Raw genomic sequence first — 17,522 nt, 5'->3', positions numbered from 1 at the left:
GGAGGCACGAATCCGGGAATCCGCCGTCCACCGCGGGAGTGACGAAGCGGCCGCCCTAGCGCAGTGCACCGCCATCGCACCGAGTGCCGATATCGCGCGAATCGCCGCGCGCTCCGCACCGGAGAAATAACCTCATCGCAGGTCACAGCTCCGCTGGAGGTTCCGATGTCCGAACGGCCCATCGACGACGGCGAACGCGCCGAGCTGGAACGGCTCCGCGCCCTGCACCAGGACCGCGCCCCGGCCGCCGACCGCGGGCGGGGCGGCTGGCCGCGCTGGACCGCCTCGACAGTGGTCCTGCTCGTCGCCGCGCTGCTCGCGCTCCTGTCGGTCGTGACCGTCTTCGGTCGGAACCTGCTGCTCGACACCGACCGGTACGTCACGACCGTCGCCCCGCTCGCCGAGGACGACGAGATCCGGGCCGCCGTCGCCGCCCGCATCACCGCGACCGTCAACGATCAGCTCGCTCTCGACGAGCGCGTCGCCACCGCGGTCGACGCCATCCAGACCCGGGGCGCCCCGGACGCGGTCGACGCGCTCTCGGCGCCCCTGGTCTCGGCGGTGGAGTCCTTCGTCGCCGACAAGGTCACCGCCGTCGTCTACAGCGATCAGTTCTCGCAACTGTGGACGAGCGCCAACCAGGCCGCGCACCGCGCCTTGGAGGCGCTGCTCACCGGCGAGGAATCCGAGACGGTCTCGATCGAGGGGGACATGCTCTACCTCGACATCGGCCCGGTGGTCGAGCAGGTCAAGACGCGACTGGTCGACAGCGGCTTCGACCTCGCCGCGAACCTGCCGACGCTGTCGGTGACCTTCCCGCTGATGGAGGTGCGGGGGCTCGCCAACGCCCGCGCGGCGGCCGGTCTGCTCGACACGCTCTCGTGGGCGCTGCCCCTCGCCGCCGTGCTGGTGCTGGCGGCGGGGGTCTACTTCGCTCCGAAGCGGCGCCGCGGCCTGCTGCTCGGCGCGCTGTTCATCGCCGCCGCGATGCTGGTGCTGGCGGCCGCGATCGCGGTCACGCGCACGGTGGTGATCGCCGGGCTGCCGGAGACGGTGCGGAATCCGCAGGCCGTCGCCGCCGTCTACGACATCGTGGTGCGCAACCTCGCGGCGGCGGCGCAGACGATCGGCGTCCTCGCGCTCATCGTCGCCGTCGCGGCCTGGTTCACCGGGCCGGGGAGGCTCGCCACGACACTGCGCGGCGGACTGGTCCGGGCTCGAGACGCCGCCGCGAGCGGCCTCGCCCGCACCGGCGCCGGGTTCGGCGCGGTCGCCGGGTTCGCGGCGCGCAACCGGCGCGTACTGGAGTTCGCGGTGGTCGCCCTGGGTCTGGTCTGGCTCGTGCTGTGGGGCCGTCCCGGCGTCGAAGGCGTGCTGTGGGTGACCGTCGCCGTGCTGATCGCCGTCGCCCTCATCGAGGTGGCGGCCCGGAGCGCTTCGACAGGCCCCAGGCCGCAGACGCGATGAGCCGACACGGCGAGGGGACGGCGTCCCGGATACGACCCCCGGATCGCCCCGTTCACTCCTTGTCCTGATCGGGGAAGCGGAGGGCGTCGCCGACGTTGACCAGGGACCAGATGATGAACACGTCGAGCGCGATCACCATGATCGACCACCAGGGCTGGAACGGCAGCCACATGAAGTTCGAGATCAGAGAGCCGATCGCGATCGCCACGCCGAGCGCCCGGGCCCAGCTGGTTCCGGTGAACAGGCTGAAGCCGATGACGACGGCCACCGCGCCGATGACGAGATGGATCCAGCCCCACCCGGTGGTGTCGAACTCATAGGCGTAATCGGCGCCCGCGACGAAGAACTCGTCCTTCGAGATCGCGGCGATGCCGACCAGCACCTGCCAGGCGCCCGCGACGATCATCATCCAGGCCGCGAAGACGGTCCCGCCCAGCGCCACTGCACTCCGAGCCATGACTCCTCCAAACGAATCGTGTATCGATTCGCATCTTCCCCCGAGGCAACGGCGCCGCACGCCCGAATCCGAAGATCGACGATCCAGTCCGGACCGTTTCAGCCGGTTCGCGGGTGCGGGCCGGCCGCGCCCGCGGCGATGCCGTGTTCGGTGCCGGTGGCCAGGAGGGAGTGGTTCAGCGCGGGGCGTCGCCGATGGTCGACCAGCGGGCGACGACGTGCCCGGGGTGGGCGACCACACCCGGGGCGGGAGCGCCGGTCGTGAGGATGCGGGCGGCACGGCCGCCGATCGCCTCGAGTTCCATGTCGACGCTGCTGAACGGGTGGCGGCTGTTCTGGGCGAGAATCCACCAGTTGTCGAAGCCGATGACCGCGGCTCGGTCGGGAATGGAGACGCCTTCGCTGAGGAGGCGGTCGATGGCTCCGCGGGCGATCTGGTCGTCGCCGCAGACGAGTCCGTCGACCGGAGCGCCGGAGGCGAGAATGCCGCCGACGGCGTCCCAGCCCCACTGCTCGGCCCAGGTTCCGTAGAGGATCTGCAAGGGCGAGACCGAAAGGCCGGCGGCCAGGATCTGCTCTCTGGTGCCTTGGCCGCGATCGCGGGCCGCGACCTCTTCGGGGGGGCCGCCGAGGTAGTAGATGTGCCGCTTGCCCTGCTCGATGAGATGCTCCGCCGCCAAGCGCCCGGCGGCCACGTTGTCGGCGATGACCGAGGCGTCCTCGGGGGAGGAGGAGGGCGAGAAGACGTAGACGACCGGGGTCCGGTCCAGGCCTCGGGCGGGCGGTCGCGACTCGGGGATGTTGCCGACTATGAGGATCCCGTCGACGCGGCGTTCCTGGAACGAGCGGATGTAGTGCGCTTCCAGTTCGGGGTCGCCGCGGGTGATGCTGAGCAGGACGCTCGACTGGTCGGCTCCGAGTGCGTTCTCCACGCCGACGACGATCTTGGGGGCGAAGCGGCCGTCGAGGTCGTTGGTGATGACGCCGACCGACTGGGTCCGCCCGGCCAGGAGGCCGCGGGCGAGCGCGTTGGGCCGGAAGTTGAGCTCATCGGCCGCGCGCAGGACTCGCTCGCGGGTCTCGCGCTTGACGTCGAACCTGCCGTTGAGGGCCTTCGAAGCCGTGCCCACGCTCACGCCCGCGGCCTTCGCCACGTCCGTCAGGGTGGCATGGGATCGCGTGGTGTCCGGCGGCATCGGGCTCCCCTGATTCGGATGGGTTGACAGGCAGTCGACGCTCAGTTTAACATCGTCGAAAACCTTTTCGAAACTTCTCATGCTCGAGAAGGCCACGAGTGCATCGCGCCACGGCGCAAAGGAGCATCGCTCATGGAACGGACCACCCTTTCGAATCCGCGTCGGAGTCAGAACGTGGTATATCGAAGGAACCTCATGGCCTGCGGCGCCGCCGGGATCGGCGCGGCCGCGTTCGGCGCGGCCGGGTGTCCGGAATCGGTGAATCTATCGAAACCCTTTTCGTTCCATATTGCTGGGCCGTACTCCCGGCACCCCTGGCGCCGGTCTGCTCCGCCGCGCGACCGACCCCGACCGACACGATCCACCGCGCCGCCCGCTCGGCGCCGCACCGTGCGGCACGACCGCACTGGCACCCACCCGAAAGGAAACCCATGTCCATCGCGAAGACCCGCTCTCCGCTGCCGATCTCCCAGGTGACCATCGACGACGACTTCTGGAGCCCGCGCCGCCGGATCGTCCGCGAGCAGACCATTCCCCACCAGGAGGAGCAGCTGCGGGCGGGAGGCCAGTTCGAGGCGCTCAAGCTCGCGTGGAGGCCGGGTGACGAGGGCGAGCCGCACATCTTCTGGGAATCGGACGTCGCCAAGTGGATCGAGGCCGCCTCCTACGCGCTCGCCTCCGGCTACGACGCCGCACTGGACGAGGCCGTGGACGAGGCGATCGCGCTGCTGGCCGGCGCCCAGCAGGACGACGGCTACCTCAACGTCTACTTCACCGTCGTCAAACCGGGCGAGCGCTTCACCGACCTGCGGGACGCCCACGAGCTGTACTGCGCCGGGCACCTCATCGAAGCGGGCGTCGCCCACCACGAAGCGACCGGGAAGACCGGCCTGCTCGACATCGTGCGCCGCTACGCCGACCTCATCGACCGCGAGTTCGGGCCCGGCGGCTCCTGCGAGGGCGGCTACGACGGCCACGAGGAGATCGAGCTGGCCCTCGTCAAGCTCTACCGCGCCACCGGGGAGCGCCGCTACCTCGACCTGGCGCTGCGCCTGGTCGACAACCGCGGCACCGAGCCGCACTACTTCGACGCCGAACGCGAGCGCCGCGGCACCGAAGGCTACTTCGGACGGTTCTTCGGGGACCGGTCCCATCGCGCCGAGTGGTACCGGCGGTACAACCAGTCCCATGCCCCGGTGCGCGAGCAGACCGAGGCCGCGGGCCACTCGGTGCGGGCGATGTACCTGTACGCCGCCATGGCCGACCTCGCGATCGAGACCGGCGACGAAGGCCTCCGCGCCGCGTGCGAGCGCCTGTGGGAGGACACCACCGGCACCAAGCTCTACCTCACCGGCGGGCTGGGCGCCCTGCCCGAGATCGAGGGCTTCGGCCCCGCCTTCCACCTGCCCGACCGCGAGGGCTACGCCGAGACCTGCGCGGCCATCGGCCTGGTGTTCTGGGCCCAGCGGATGGCCCTGCTCACCGGCGAGGCGAAATACGTCGACGTCCTCGAACGGGCCCTGTACAACGGCGTCCTCTCCGGGGTCTCCGCCGACGGCACCCGCTACTTCTACGGCAACCCGCTCGCCGCCGACGGCACCGTGGAGCGGTCCGAATGGTTCGGCTGCGCCTGCTGCCCGCCCAACCTGGCCCGCCTCCTGGCCTCCCTGGAGCACTACCTCTACACCGCCGAACCCGACGGCATCGCCGTGAACCTCTACGCCGCCGGCACCGCTCGCTTCGACCACGGCGGCCGCGAGGTGCGCCTGACCCAGGCCACCGCCTACCCCTGGGACGGGCGCGTCCGCCTCACCGTCGACGCCGGACGGTCGACCGACTTCACGCTGCGCCTGCGGGTCCCCGACTGGGCCGGCGCCGTCGCGCTCACGATCGACGGCGTCGCCGTCGCGGCGGTCGCCGACCACGGCTACCTCCGGCTGCGTCGGCAATGGAGGCCCGGCACCGTCATCGAGCTCGACCTCGGCATGGCCCCGCAGCGCGTGCGAGCCGACCACCGGGTGGCGGCGGCCCTCGGCAAGGTCGCGCTCCAGAAGGGCCCCATCGTGTACTGCGCCGAGGAGGTCGACAACATCGCGCCCGTCCCGGCGCTCGCCGTGCGGGCCGGGGCCCGGCTCCGCGTCGAGCGCAACGAGGCGACCGGACTCGACGAGATCGCCGTCGAAGGCATCCGCGAACGCCACGTCGAGAGCGGTCTCTACACCGCCGCCGAGCCGGCCCGCGAGCCCGTGACGATCCGGACCGTGCCCTACTTCTGGTGGGCCAACCGCGGCAAGGGCACCATGGCCGTGTGGCTCCGCGAGGCGCCGGCCCGTCGATGACCCGGCCACCGGGGCGGGCCCGACCCGCCCCGGTGAACTCACCCGCCCGCATCGCCCGCCGATCGAGGTCCGGGACGCGTTCGAGCCGGCCCGGTCGCAGTCCAGGACACGTAGGACAGCCGCGACGAAGCGGTGACCGGATGCTCCAAGACCCCCCCACGACGGCGATACTGGATGCCATGGCCATGATCAAGACCTATCGCCGAGACGGCGACGACGCACTCCACTACCGCGAGGCGTGGAACGACGGCGACGGGGTATGGACGCACGAGGGCAAGGTCGGCACCAAGGGGAAGTCCCGCTTCCACACCACGAGGGGCCCGGCCCGGCCGAACCGCCCCACCGCGACCGAGTTCATCCGCGCGTTCACCGAGGACGCGGCGGCCGACGGCTTTCACCCGGTCCCCGACGACCAACACGGCTGGGTGGTCCTCCAGTGCTGGACCCACACGCCGGACCTCTCGCATCCGGACGACGACCGGCTCTTCGAACAGGGACAGGACGCCCTTGACCAGTATCTCGGATGGCGCGGCGTGGGCCACTACGACGGCAATGACCTCGGCGGCGACCCGCCCGCCGAGTACGAGCTCGAAGGAACCGTGTTGAACCTGTTCTGCCGCGTGGTGGACACCGCCCTCGGCGTCAAGATCGTGCGCAGGTTCGCGCGGGAGTTCGACGTCACCTCCAAGTACGTGATCGGCGCGAGAGAGCCCGGCGCCGACACCCCGTACCGACTCGCGTGGTCACCCCGCAGGCAGGACAAGGAGTTTCGTCTCTGACCGGCGGCAACCGCTCTTGACGGCCGCCGCATATACGGCCGGTGCCACGTTGCGATGTCCGAAGCGGCGCGGCTGCCGACGCCGTATCGGACGGCGGGGTTCAGGGGCGCGGTCACATGCCGCGCTCTATGGCGGCCGCGGCCGGCGGGATGGTCGACGTAATCGCGCAGGCGGGCGATCCGCCCGCGGCGCACGGTGAGCACGACGATGTCGGGAAGTGCGGCATCGCCGGTGGAGGTGCTGGTTCCGAGGGCTTCCCGCGCGGCGCCGCCGCCGGGCGCACGGCTCGGAGGTGGGAGTGTCATTCCCATGAAAAGCGTTCTCTGGCACCGCCTCACCTGTGTATCTACCGTCGAGGCATGAATGAGAACAACCTCGGCGACACCACCGTCAACCGGATCGGCTTCGGCGCGATGCAGCTCGCGGGACCGGGCGTCTTCGGCCCGCCCGCCGACCCCGAGAACGCCAAGGCGGTCCTGCGGCACGCCGTCGCGAACGGCGTCGACCACATCGACACCGCCCAGATCTACGGCCCCGACGTCGTCAACGACCTCATCCGCGAAGCCCTCCACCCCTACCCCGAAGGGCTGCGCCTGGCGACCAAGGTCGGCGGCGCCCGCGACGACAAGGGAGGCTGGCTTCCCAGCGCCGACCCGGCCTCCCTCAAGCGCCAAGTCGAGGAGAACCTGCGCTCGCTGCGCGTCGAACGCCTCGACCTGGTCAACCTGCGCCGCTTCGAACGCGACCACCCCGAGTTCACCAACCCGCCGCTGGCCGACCAGCTCGGCGCGCTCGCCGAACTCCGAGAGGAGGGCAAGATCGACATGATCGGCATCTCGAACGCCCACCTGGACACCGTCGAGTCGGCGATCGAACTCACCGGAGCCGTGTGCGTCCAGAACGCCTACAGCATCCTGAACCGCACCGATGACGACATCATCGAGCTGTGCCGCCGGCACGCGGTCGCGTTCGTGCCCTTCTTCCCGCTCGGCTCGGCCTTCGGCGCCGGCGGACCGAGGCACCTCGCCGCCGACGAGCACGTCAGCGCCGTCGCCGCCAAGCACGGCGCCACCGCGACGCAGATCGCGCTCGCATGGCTCCTCGGCCGGTACGAGCGGATGCTCCTGATCCCGGGCACCAGCTCGATCGCCCACCTCGACGAGAACCTGGCCGTCGGGCGCATCGAACTCGACGCCGACGATCTCGAACGGCTCGAAAAGGTTCAAGCGATCCCGTTGGGGGCATAGCACTTCCGCCGCCCGCCCGGCAGTCGCGCCGGCCGTCGGGTCCGCTCACGCGGTGGCGGCCCGGGCCGATCGGTCCCGCAGCCGCTCGAGCTTGTCGGCGTCGGGACTGCCGGGCGGGGCCGAGCACACGACGAGCCTGACGTTGGAGTGCGCCACCGTCAGCACGTCGCAGTCGATGGTCATGTCGCCGACCAGCGGATTGTGGACCGTCTTGGCCATGCTCAGATGCGGAGCCGCGTTGCCTTCGTCCCACAGCTCGGCGAAACGGGCGCTCTTCGCCCGGACGGTCGTCACGAGCGACTGGAAGACCGGGTCCTCGCCGAGCTCGCTCGCCGAGATCCGCAGGTCGGCGACCAGCGCCCGCTCGAAGACCTCGTTGCCGCCCTCGGGCGTGGCGATCTTCGAGGAGACCTCGTCGACGAAGGTCCGCACGACCAGGTTCTCTCCCACGGCCTCCGCCGCGGAAGGCATGTCGAACATGTCGCAGAGGAGCTGCGTCGCGTACAGGAGCGTCCAGTCGGCGGTGAAGACCGCCAAGGGACGGTCCGCCATGCGGTCGACCATGCGCCGCGCCGCGGTCGGCACACGATCGGAGATGGTGCTCAAGGCGGGCGGCAGGTGGCCGGCCGAGCGCAGGAGCAGGTCGGTCTCGCTGGAGGACAGCCGCAGCGCCCGAGCGAGCGCGGTGACGACCTGCGCCGAGGGGTTTCGGAAGCGCCCCTGTTCGAGCCGCACGATGTAGTCGGCGCTGACTCCCGCGAGGGAGGCGAGCTCTTCACGACGAAGGCCCTTCGCCCGGCGGCGACCGACCGAGACGATGCCCGCCTCCTCGGGATGCGCCCGCTCCCGCCAGGTGCGGAGCAAACTCCCGAACGACTGAACTTCCGAAGGCACCCGTCGATCCTATCCCGCGGGCGGCGGGCGGCCCGGCGACGGAGACGGCCCGAACTCCTCGGGGAAGCGACGAGCGGCACATCGGTCGGTGGGGAAGGAGCCGTGCTAATCGCGCAAGACCCGTTGATTCCCGTCGTTTTCAGGCAATAGACTCGCGGTCATGCATCCCTCTCCCCGACCAGTCGCCGTGGGGGTCGATCTGGGGTCGTGGACCACGACGGTGTCGACGCGTCGCGGCGACGACCGGCCGGAAGTCCGTGACGTGCGGCAAAGCGCGACCAGTCGCGCCGGCGCCGACGACCCCGAGGCCCGGACCGCCGAGCCCGACGGTGCCGACGGCCCGGTGCTCGTGGGTCTCGCCGTCCCCGCCACCTGGAACTCGACCCGGCGCCGGGCCCACGCCGAGGCGGCCGCGAACGCCGGATTCGACGCGTCGTTCCTGGTGCTCGAGCCCGAGGCCGCCGCCCGGCAGTTCGCCGAAGTCCAAGACCGCCGATCCGATCCCGGTGCGCCGCTCGTCGTCTGCAACCTCGGCGCGGCCTCGTGCCATGTGGCCGTCGTCCGCCGCGAGGGCGAGCGGTACAAGGTCGAGGCCGCGAAGAGCGCCGACGACATCGGCGGGCGGGCGTTCGACCAGCTGCTGCTCGACCATCTCGCCGACCGCTTCCGCCAGTCCGGCGCCGAGTACTGGGCGCGGGTCCAGAACCCCGGCGAGACCGCGCTGCGCGCGGAGGTGCTCGAGGAGGTGCGGCGGGCCCGTGAGCGCCTCTCCGAGCAGCCGGCCACGACCGTCGACCCGCCCGGTCTCGAGCGTGTGCTTCGCCTGAGCCGCGAGGACGCGGACCAGTGCCTCACCCCGGCGGTCCTGCGGATCGTGAGCCTGATCGAGGACGCCTTGCGGGAGGCCGGGGTCGAGACCGACCAGATCGCGGCCCTGCTGCTGCTCGGCGGGGCGAGCCGGACGCCGCTCATCACCTCTGTCGTCGGCCACCATCTCGGCGTCGAACCAGTGCGGCCCGAGCTGCCGGACCTGGTGATCGCCGAGGGCGTCGCGCTCGCCGGGCTCGCGCGGATCGGCAAGGCCGAAGCGGTGGAGGAACCGGCCGCCGCCGGGCGGCTCACCCGCTTGCGCACGAGCCCCGACGTGCTCGTGGCGATGGCGGTCGTCGTGCTCGCGTTCGTCGCCATCGTCGGTGTGGCCCTGCTCGACCGCGGGGATTCGGACCCTCGAGCATTCGACACCGACAGCCTGGCGCCGTCCGCGCCCGATATGGCCGGTGGGGCGGAATCCGGCGAGACGGCTTCCGACGGCGCCGAAGAGGAGTCGGCCGGCGAGCCCACCTCGCCCGAGCCGCCGGTCACCGAGGAGAGCACCGGCGGCCAGACCGCTTCGCCGTCACCGGCGACCACGACCACGACCACGGCCACGGCGACGGCCGCGGCCCCGACCACGCAAGAGTCCTTGGCTCCCCAAGCGGCCGAGGCCGCGGTGCCGGACATCGTGGGCGAGCCGCTCGCCGAGGCCGAACGCCTCCTCGCCGAGGCCGGATTCACGAACGTGGTGGCCGAAGGCGAGCGCTCGGGCAGCGGCGCGCCTGGGTACGACCGCTGCGAGGTCACCGCGCAGAGCCCGGCGGGCGGCTCGCGGCACCCGCGGCACGCCCAGATCGTCATCGACTACGTCTACATCGGAAGCGACACCTGCTGAACGCCCACGACCCCGGCCGCGGACGGCTCCACGTGCGGCACCGCGGTTGCAACAGCGGTCTTCCCCCTAGGTGAAGGCGTCGACGCCGGTGAGCTCGGCCGAGTAGGCCCAGAGGCGTTCGGCCTCCGAAGGGTCGATGGCGTACGGGCGGACACCGGCGGCGTCGGCGTGGTCGACGACCTCGGCGATGTCGCAGTCCTGGAGGTAGACCCCGCCCATGCCGTCGAGCCGCGGTGACGTGGCGGCCCAGGTCTGGGTGGCCGCCCCCTGCGCGGGGGACTTGAACCAGTCGTGGACCGCGTTGCCGTCCTCGTCGATCCAGCCGATCTCCTGCTGCTCCTCCTTGGTCAGGTGGCGTTGGAGCGGGGTGAGGATGGCACCGGGGTCCAGCGTGAAGGCCCGCACGTCCGCGGCCCGGCCGAGCCGGTCGAGCCGGACGGTGAAGAGGACGTTGGCGGTCTTGGACTGGCTGTAGGCCTTCCAGCGGTCGTAGCCGTTCTCGAAGTGCACGTCGTCCCAGCGGATCGGCGAGCCCCGGTGGCCGCCCGAGGACACGGTGACCACCCGGGCGCCGCCGGACAGCAGCGGCCACAGCCGGTTGGTCAGGGCGTAGTGCCCCAGGTGGTTGGTGGCGAACTGGAGTTCCCACCCGGGGCCCACCCGGGTCTCGGGGCAGGCCATGACGCCGGCGTTGTTCATGAGGACGTCGATGTGCCTGCCCGCATCGAGGCACCGGTCCGCGAAGGCGCGCACGCCGCGCTGATCGGTGAGGTCGAGTTCGTCGACTTCGACGCCTTTGACGCCGCCGAGCGCGGCTTCGGCGGCCTCCGGCCTGCGGGCGGGGACCAGGACGTCCGCGCCCGCCGCCGCGAGGGCCTTGGCGGTCTCCAGTCCGATGCCGGAGTAGCCGCCGGTGACGACGGCGAACTTCCCGGTGAGGTCGACGCCGTCGAGGACTTCGGCGGCAGTGGTGTCGTGTCCGAATCCGGAATCGATCCTGCGTTGCGGTGTGGTCATGCCTCGAAGCTAGGTCCTGGAGCGCACTCCAAGGCAAACCCGCAGGACAGGCCGTTGCAGTCGCGCCTGGACAACGGCAGTGCCGCACGCGTACCCTAAGGCCCGCGCCCCCTGCCCGTCCGCACCGCCGTCGGCCTCGACCGAGCGACCGCCCGCGCCGCGGCCTCCCGCGGCTGCGGAGGACGGCCCGGGAGTGAAGCGGTCGCGCCGACCGCCGCCGCCTGTCAGCCGAAAGCGCCGCGTCCGCCGATGCAGTACAGTGGTCCGCGGTGTGCCGGGAAGTCTGGTCGGCGAGAGCAGTCCCAGCGACCCGATCGGAGCCCTGACCCGTGCCGACCACCAAAGAGCCCTGGAAGTCCTCGATCTGGCGCGACCGGCCCGCCTTCCTGTACTCGCGCAGGCCCCTGGCCCGCTACGTGGGCCGCCCCGCCGCCGAGTTCCTCAAGATCGAGCCCGCGGCCGGCATCGTCCTCCTCGTCTGCGCCGCCGTCGCCATGGTGTGGGCGAACTCGCCGTGGGCGGACTCGTACGAGGCCCTGTGGGGCATGGACATCACGCTTCAGCTCGGGGACTTCGCCATCCACCACTCGGCGAGGGACTGGGTCAACGACGGCCTGATGGCGATCTTCTTCTTCGTCGTCGGCATGGAGATCAAGAGCGAGATCGTCTCCGGCGAGCTGCGCAGCGTCCGCAACGCCGTCGCCCCCATCGCGGGCGCGATCGGCGGCATGGCCGTCCCCGCGCTGATCTACGTCGGCCTCAACGCCGGCGGCGAAGGCGCCGGCGGCTGGGGCATCCCCATGGCCACCGACATCGCCTTCGCCGTGGGCGTGCTGGCCCTGTTCGGCTCCCGCATCCCCTCCCCGGCGCGGGTCTTCCTGCTCACGCTCGCCATCGTCGACGACCTCGGCGCGATCACCGTCATCGCCCTCTTCTACACCGAGGACCTCTCCACGGCCTGGCTCGCCGCGGCCGGAGGCATCCTCGTCTTCGCGATCGTGCTGCGGCTGCTCAACGTCTGGTCCGGGCCGGTCTACCTGATCGTCGGCGTCGCCCTGTGGGTCGCCATGCTCGAATCCGGCGTCCACGCCACCATCGCGGGCGTCATGATGGGCCTGATCATCTCGGCCAAGCCCCTGCTCGACCCCGCCATCGCCCATGCCGAGGCCCAGGAGATGGCCAAGGACGGCCTCACCGCCGAGGAGACCGAACGGCTCGTCAAGCTCACCCGCGACGCCGTGCCCCCGACCGACCGGCTCCAGGAACGCCACCACCCCTTCTCCTCGTTCGTGGTGCTGCCGCTGTTCGCCCTCGCCAACGCCGGCGTCGTCCTCAGCGGCGACCTCCTCGCCGCCGCGGCGACCTCCGCGGTGACCATCGGCATCGTCCTGGGTCTCGTCGTCGGCAAGATCCTCGGCATCACCCTCATCACCTGGATCGTGGTCAGACTCGGCATCGGCCGCCTGCCCGCGGGCACCACCTGGCCGCTCATGATCGGCATCGCCGCCGTCGCCGGGATCGGCTTCACCGTAGCCCTGTTCATCACCGAACTGGCCTTCCCCGGCGGCGGCCAGCTCACCGACGAGGCCAAGATCGGCGTCCTGGTCGGCTCCATCATCGCCGCGCTCGTCGGCGCGGGCCTGGTCGCGCTCACCGCGCCCCGCAGCGTCCGAATCCTCAGGAAGCGGCGGACAGACGCGTGATCCCCCGCCGCCGCGGCCGCGGTCATCGCGTGTCCGCCCGGCCGGGCCGCGCCCGCCGCCGAGGAATGTCCAGTGAAAGGAGTCACAACCTTCTTGCATGAGAATGCATACTTACGCATAATCATTCTTATGACGAAAGTGCTCGCCTCCCTGCCCGTCGGTGAACGTGTCGGCATCGCCTTCTCCGGGGGCCTCGACACCTCGGTCGCGGTCGCCTGGATGCGAGAGAAGGGCGCCGTGCCCTGCACCTACACCGCCGACATCGGCCAGTACGACGAGCCCGACATCGCCTCGGTGCCCACCCGCGCCAAGGACTACGGCGCGGAGCTCGCCAGGCTGGTCGACTGCCGGGCGGCGCTCGTCGAGGAGGGGCTGGCCGCGCTCGCGTGCGGGGCCTTCCACATCCGCTCCGGCGGGCGCGCCTACTTCAACACCACGCCGCTCGGGCGGGCCGTCACCAGCACGCTGCTGGTGCGGGCGATGCTCGACGACGACGTCCAGATCTGGGGCGACGGCTCGACCTTCAAGGGCAACGACATCGAGCGGTTCTACCGCTACGGCCTGCTCGCCAACCCCTCGCTGCGGATCTACAAGCCCTGGCTGGACGCCGCCTTCGTCACCGAGCTCGGCGGGCGCACCGAGATGTCCCAGTGGCTGGCCGAGCGCGAGCTCCCCTACCGGGACAGCGCCGAGAAGGCCTACTCGACCGACGCCAACATCTGGGGAGCCACCCACGAGGCCAAGGCGCTCGAGCACCTCGACGCGGGCATCGAACTGGTCGAGCCGATCATGGGCGTGCGGTTCTGGGACGCCTCGGTCCCGATCGAGGCCGAGGACGTCACGATCGGCTTCGAGCACGGGCGTCCGATCACCGTCAACGGCCGGAAGTTCGAATCCCCCGTCGAGCTGGTCATGGAGGTCAACGCGATCGGCGGCCGGCACGGCATGGGCATGTCCGACCAGATCGAGAACCGGATCATCGAGGCCAAGAGCCGGGGCGTCTACGAGGCGCCTGGCATGGCGCTGCTGCACGCGGCGTACGAGCGGCTGGTCAACGCGATCCACAACGAGGACACGCTGGCGATCTACCACAGCGAGGGGCGGCGGCTGGGCCGGCTGCTGTACGAGGGCCGCTGGCTCGACCCGCAGGCGTTGATGATCCGCGAGTCCCTCCAGCGGTGGGTCGGCACGGCCGTCACCGGCGAGGTGACGCTGCGGCTGCGGCGCGGCGAGGACTACTCGATCCTCGACACCTCCGGCCCGGCGTTCAGCTACCACCCCGACAAGCTCTCGATGGAGCGGACCGCGGACTCCGCGTTCGGGCCCGTCGACCGGATCGGCCAGCTGACCATGCGGAACCTCGACATCGCCGACTCGCGGGCGAGACTCGAGCAGTACGCCGGGATCGGCATGGTCGGCAGCTCGCACCCGACGATGATCGGCGCGGCGCAGGCCGCCTCGACCGGCCTGATCGAGTCGATGCCCGAGGGCGGCGCCGGAACGATCGCCTCGCGCGGCGAGGCCCCCGGCGGGGAGTGGCTCGACCACGCCGCCATGGAGTCCGGCACCGACTGACCGGGCGCGGAACCGGAGGAGCGGCCGGTCGTCTCCTGAGCGTGGCGACGGCCGAAACGGTCCGCATCGACCACACGCGGCCGGGAGGGGTCCTGGCACGATGTGGGTACTTTCGGGATCAGGAAGGCCAAACGGTCTAACCTTCGCATCCACCCCGAAAGGATCACAGTGGACATGAAGCGGAAACGACTGCTCCGCCTCGGCGCGGGCGTCGCCGCGGGCCTCGGCGCCGTGGCGCTCGCCTGGACCGGCATCGCCGCCAACGCCGAGGAGGCGAGGGCCGACGGCGGCTTCGAGCCCCAGGTCGTCGGCGGCCAGCCCGCCGAAGAGGGGGAGTACCCCTGGCTCGTGGGGCTCGGCGCCACCGGCGAGGGCACCCCGTTCGAGCGGCAGTTCTGCGGCGGCTCGGTGGTCACCGAGACCGTCGTCCTCACCGCCGCGCACTGCGTCGAGGGCGCCACGGCCGAGGGCCTCGTGGTCTTCTCCGGCTCGGTCGACCTCGAATCCGACGCGCTCGTCGAGACCGCGGTGGCGGACCTGCACGCCGCCGAGGACTTCAACGACCCGGTCGCCTTCGCCAACGACTGGGCGCTGCTCCGGCTCGCCGAGCCGGTCGACGTCGAGCCGATCGCGATGAGCCAGGACCCCGCCGAGTTCGAGACCCTCGAGGTCGCCGGATGGGGCGAGACCGGCGGCGGCTACCCGACCGTCGCCGAATGGGTCGAGCTGCCCTTCGTCGGCGATGAGGACTGCGCCGAGGCCTACCAGGAGGAGTTCGACGACGAGACCATGCTGTGCGCGGGCGACCTCGAGGACGGCGGCGTCGACTCCTGCCAGGGCGACTCGGGCGGTCCGCTCATGGCCCCCGCCGAGGACGGCGGCCAGGTCCTGGTGGGCATCGTCAGCTGGGGTGACGGCTGCGCCGAGCCCGGCAGCCCGGGCGTCTACGCCCAGGTCGACGACTTCAACGACCCGATCGCCGAGGTCATCGCGGACTGGGAGGCCGAGGAGTAGCGCTCGCGCCGGGCCGGGAGGGGCGGTCCTCCCGGCCCTCGCCGTCTCCAGTGGAGCCCCCGGTCGTCCCCGCGAGAGGCGGGCGTCGGACGGGGGCTCCGCCCGTTCGGCTTGACGGCGCCGGGCATCACTGTTATATTGCATAATGCAATAAGGATTTATGCACTATGAACGGAGCGAGCCGTGGCGGGACGCCGAGCGGGGCCGGACCTGGTGGGCCTGACCGCCCTGGCCATCCTCACGCAAGGGCCGCGACACGCCTACGACCTGCACCGATTCATCATCGACACGCACAAGGACTACGTGACCGGGCTGCCGCGCAGCCTCTACCACGCGATCGACCGGCTCTGCGCCGACGAGCTCGTGGCACCCGTCGAGACCACCCGCGAAGGCCGCCGCCCCGAACGCACCGTCTACGCCATCACCGAGCGGGGCCGGGCCGAGCTGGCCGAGCGGCTGCGGCACCTGCTGACCGCCGTCGGCCGCGACACCACGCCGTTCGTGGCCGCGGTCTCGCTCATGGGCGGCCTACCGCCCGAACAGGCCGAAGGAGCCCTGCGGGCCCGGTCCGCGGCGCTGCGCGAACGCGTCGAGGCCGCCGACCGCTCGCTCGCCGACCTCGCCGACGCCGGGCTGCCGCGGATCGTGCTGCTCGAACTCGAATACGAGCGGTCCCGCGAGGCCGCCGAGCTCGAATGGGCCGAGCGCCTGGCCGACGACCTGCGAGAAGGACGAATCGTCTGGGAGGTGCCGCCGCTGAACGAATGACGGCCGGCGCGGGTGCTGGCACACCCGCACCGACCCACGATCCGAATCGGCACCGCGAGGCGGCACCGGCATCCGCGATTCGCTCAATCGCGACCATAGCCCAGCCGCCGCGTCGGGTGCCCACGCACACCATGAGGAGACGCGACATGAACGAACAGATCGACCGGGCCCTCGGCGAACTCGCCGAGGCCTGGAACCGGGGCGACGCCGCCGCCTACGCCGCGGCGTTCACCCCCGACGCCGACTACATCACCTTCTTCGGCGCCCGCATGCAGGGCAGGCGGGCGATCGAGGAATCCCACCGCATGCTGTTCGAAGGGCCGCTCAAGGGCTCGCGGATGGGCATGGACGGCGAGCGCACGATCAGGATGCTGACCCCCGACGTCGCGCTGATCGTGGCCGCCGGCGGGACCTCGCTCGACGACGGCGGCGAGGTGCCGTCCGACCGCGAGTCCATCGTCACCTTCACCGCCGTCCGCGACGGCGAGCGGTGGCGCTTCGCCTCGTTCCAGAACACCCGCCGCACCGCGCCGCCCGGAGCCCCGCGATGAGACGGGCCCCGATGGCGCGGTTCGCGGCGATCCTGGAGATCCCGCTGGAGCGCGCCGAGGACGCGATCCTGGACGTCGAGGCCGGACCGCCCGGACCGGGCCGGGTGTGGCTGCTGGGCGAATCGTCCGGCGCGGTCACCGGCGGCCCCGAGCGCTTCACGGTCGCCCAGGACCACTACCGGCTGACCGTCGAGGTCGACCGGGCCCGCCGCACCATCGCGACACAGGGCGGCTGGTGGTACCGAGGCGAGTACACACTGGACCGGGAAGGGCCGCGCACGCGCCTGACGCACCGGATCTACAACGTGGCCTCGGCCGCGAGCCGCTGGGCCGTGCCCTTGGCCAACCGGTTCTTCATCGGTTTCGAGGACCAAAGCCGCCGAGCCTTCGCCGACACGGTCCGCGACGTCGGTGAACGCCTCGGCTGCGAGGTGCGCGTCCTGGACACGGTCGCCGCCTGACCGCGCCCACCCGCAAGGGAAGCGCTCCGGCCGTCTCGACCGAAGGGCTCCCCTTGTCACCACCGCCGAAAGACGAAAGCGGGGTTCCCGGCCGGGAGCCCCGCTTTCGCCGTCGAGTCATCTGAGCTGTTCGATCACCTGCCTGGCCTGGTGGGCCAGGACGTTCCCGGCCTCACCGTCCGCGCGGTCGGCGAAGAACGCGAAGGTCTCGAGNGAGGTGATCGCCTGGGCGGTCTTGCCGCGTTCGAGCTGCCATTCGGCGGCCGAGAGTTTGAGCGACAGGATCACCCGGTCCGACCAGCGCAGCTCGCCGGCGTAGGCCTCGAAGGCGTCCCGCAGCTCGTCCA

The 17,522-nt window shown here is 71.4% G+C and carries 16 protein-coding genes; 11 read left to right on the top strand and 5 right to left on the bottom strand.

Annotated features, from left to right (window positions below; translation table 11 throughout):
- Positions 1 to 165 precede the first annotated feature (165 nt).
- The gene (locus tag YWW_RS31155; protein WP_051325953.1) at positions 166 to 1,467 is read left to right on the top strand and encodes a hypothetical protein; all 1,302 of its coding nucleotides are present in this window, start codon (positions 166 to 168) and stop codon (positions 1,465 to 1,467) included.
- A 52-nt stretch (positions 1,468 to 1,519) separates the two neighbouring features.
- Here YWW_RS31155 and YWW_RS31150 read toward each other — a convergent pair whose 3' ends face one another.
- Together YWW_RS31150 and YWW_RS0117000 are read right to left on the bottom strand one after the other, a co-directional pair.
- The gene (locus YWW_RS31150; protein ID WP_051325952.1) at positions 1,520 to 1,924 is read right to left on the bottom strand and encodes a DUF7144 family membrane protein; all 405 of its coding nucleotides are present in this window, start codon (positions 1,922 to 1,924) and stop codon (positions 1,520 to 1,522) included.
- A 175-nt stretch (positions 1,925 to 2,099) separates the two neighbouring features.
- Positions 2,100 to 3,077, bottom strand: coding sequence for a LacI family DNA-binding transcriptional regulator (locus YWW_RS0117000; RefSeq protein ID WP_162145965.1), 978 nt, complete (start codon positions 3,075 to 3,077; stop codon positions 2,100 to 2,102).
- A 473-nt stretch (positions 3,078 to 3,550) separates the two neighbouring features.
- Here YWW_RS0117000 and YWW_RS0116995 point away from each other — a divergent pair, with 473 nt between their 5' ends.
- The 3 genes from YWW_RS0116995 (at position 3,551) to YWW_RS0116985 (ending at position 7,484) form a co-directional block, all read left to right on the top strand.
- On the top strand, positions 3,551 to 5,458 hold the full coding sequence (locus YWW_RS0116995; protein ID WP_026931042.1) for a glycoside hydrolase family 127 protein: 1,908 nt from the start codon (positions 3,551 to 3,553) through the stop codon (positions 5,456 to 5,458).
- A gap of 179 nt (positions 5,459 to 5,637) precedes the next feature.
- Positions 5,638 to 6,237, top strand: a complete 600-nt coding sequence (locus YWW_RS0116990) for a hypothetical protein (RefSeq protein ID WP_026931041.1) — start codon at positions 5,638 to 5,640, stop codon at positions 6,235 to 6,237.
- A gap of 359 nt (positions 6,238 to 6,596) precedes the next feature.
- Entirely contained in the window at positions 6,597 to 7,484 is an 888-nt protein-coding gene (locus YWW_RS0116985; protein ID WP_026931040.1) for an oxidoreductase, read from the top strand.
- Positions 7,485 to 7,529: 45 nt separating this feature from the next.
- On the opposite strand, the gene YWW_RS0116980 is transcribed toward YWW_RS0116985, so the two are convergent.
- Complete coding sequence (locus YWW_RS0116980; protein WP_026931039.1) at positions 7,530 to 8,378, bottom strand: helix-turn-helix domain-containing protein; 849 nt, start codon at positions 8,376 to 8,378, stop codon at positions 7,530 to 7,532.
- Positions 8,379 to 8,538: 160 nt separating this feature from the next.
- Between YWW_RS0116980 and YWW_RS0116975 the strand changes: the two genes are divergently transcribed.
- Complete coding sequence (locus tag YWW_RS0116975) at positions 8,539 to 10,086, top strand: Hsp70 family protein (protein ID WP_081687544.1); 1,548 nt, start codon at positions 8,539 to 8,541, stop codon at positions 10,084 to 10,086.
- A gap of 66 nt (positions 10,087 to 10,152) precedes the next feature.
- Here YWW_RS0116975 and YWW_RS0116970 read toward each other — a convergent pair whose 3' ends face one another.
- Entirely contained in the window at positions 10,153 to 11,103 is a 951-nt protein-coding gene (locus YWW_RS0116970; protein ID WP_026931037.1) for an oxidoreductase, read from the bottom strand.
- Positions 11,104 to 11,432: 329 nt separating this feature from the next.
- Here YWW_RS0116970 and nhaA point away from each other — a divergent pair, with 329 nt between their 5' ends.
- The 6 genes from nhaA (at position 11,433) to YWW_RS36945 (ending at position 17,175) form a co-directional block, all read left to right on the top strand.
- Positions 11,433 to 12,806, top strand: coding sequence for a Na+/H+ antiporter NhaA (gene nhaA / locus YWW_RS0116965; protein WP_051325951.1), 1,374 nt, complete (start codon positions 11,433 to 11,435; stop codon positions 12,804 to 12,806).
- Between the two features lie 129 nt (positions 12,807 to 12,935).
- Positions 12,936 to 14,381, top strand: a complete 1,446-nt coding sequence (argG, locus tag YWW_RS0116960; RefSeq protein WP_026931035.1) for an argininosuccinate synthase — start codon at positions 12,936 to 12,938, stop codon at positions 14,379 to 14,381.
- A gap of 174 nt (positions 14,382 to 14,555) precedes the next feature.
- Positions 14,556 to 15,395 (top strand): serine protease, encoded by an 840-nt coding sequence (locus YWW_RS0116955; protein ID WP_026931034.1) that lies wholly within the window; start codon positions 14,556 to 14,558, stop codon positions 15,393 to 15,395.
- Between the two features lie 183 nt (positions 15,396 to 15,578).
- Positions 15,579 to 16,163: a PadR family transcriptional regulator gene (locus YWW_RS0116950; protein ID WP_026931033.1), complete on the top strand. Its 585-nt coding sequence runs from the start codon at positions 15,579 to 15,581 to the stop codon at positions 16,161 to 16,163.
- Positions 16,164 to 16,309: 146 nt separating this feature from the next.
- Complete coding sequence (locus YWW_RS0116945; RefSeq protein ID WP_026931032.1) at positions 16,310 to 16,714, top strand: SgcJ/EcaC family oxidoreductase; 405 nt, start codon at positions 16,310 to 16,312, stop codon at positions 16,712 to 16,714.
- Complete coding sequence (locus YWW_RS36945) at positions 16,711 to 17,175, top strand: hypothetical protein (protein WP_211228604.1); 465 nt, start codon at positions 16,711 to 16,713, stop codon at positions 17,173 to 17,175. The genes YWW_RS0116945 and YWW_RS36945 overlap by 4 nt, the downstream gene beginning before the upstream one ends.
- A 117-nt stretch (positions 17,176 to 17,292) precedes the next feature.
- Here YWW_RS36945 and YWW_RS38275 read toward each other — a convergent pair whose 3' ends face one another.
- Positions 17,293 to 17,463, bottom strand: a complete 171-nt coding sequence (locus YWW_RS38275; RefSeq protein ID WP_425402702.1) for an FIMAH domain-containing protein — start codon at positions 17,461 to 17,463, stop codon at positions 17,293 to 17,295.
- Positions 17,464 to 17,522: the final 59 nt, after the last annotated feature.

The organism is Glycomyces tenuis DSM 44171, from assembly GCF_000427885.1.
GTDB lineage: Bacteria > Actinomycetota > Actinomycetes > Mycobacteriales > Micromonosporaceae > Glycomyces > Glycomyces tenuis.
Note: the sequence above shows the minus strand (reverse complement) of the source record. Positions and strands in the feature narration are given on the sequence as shown.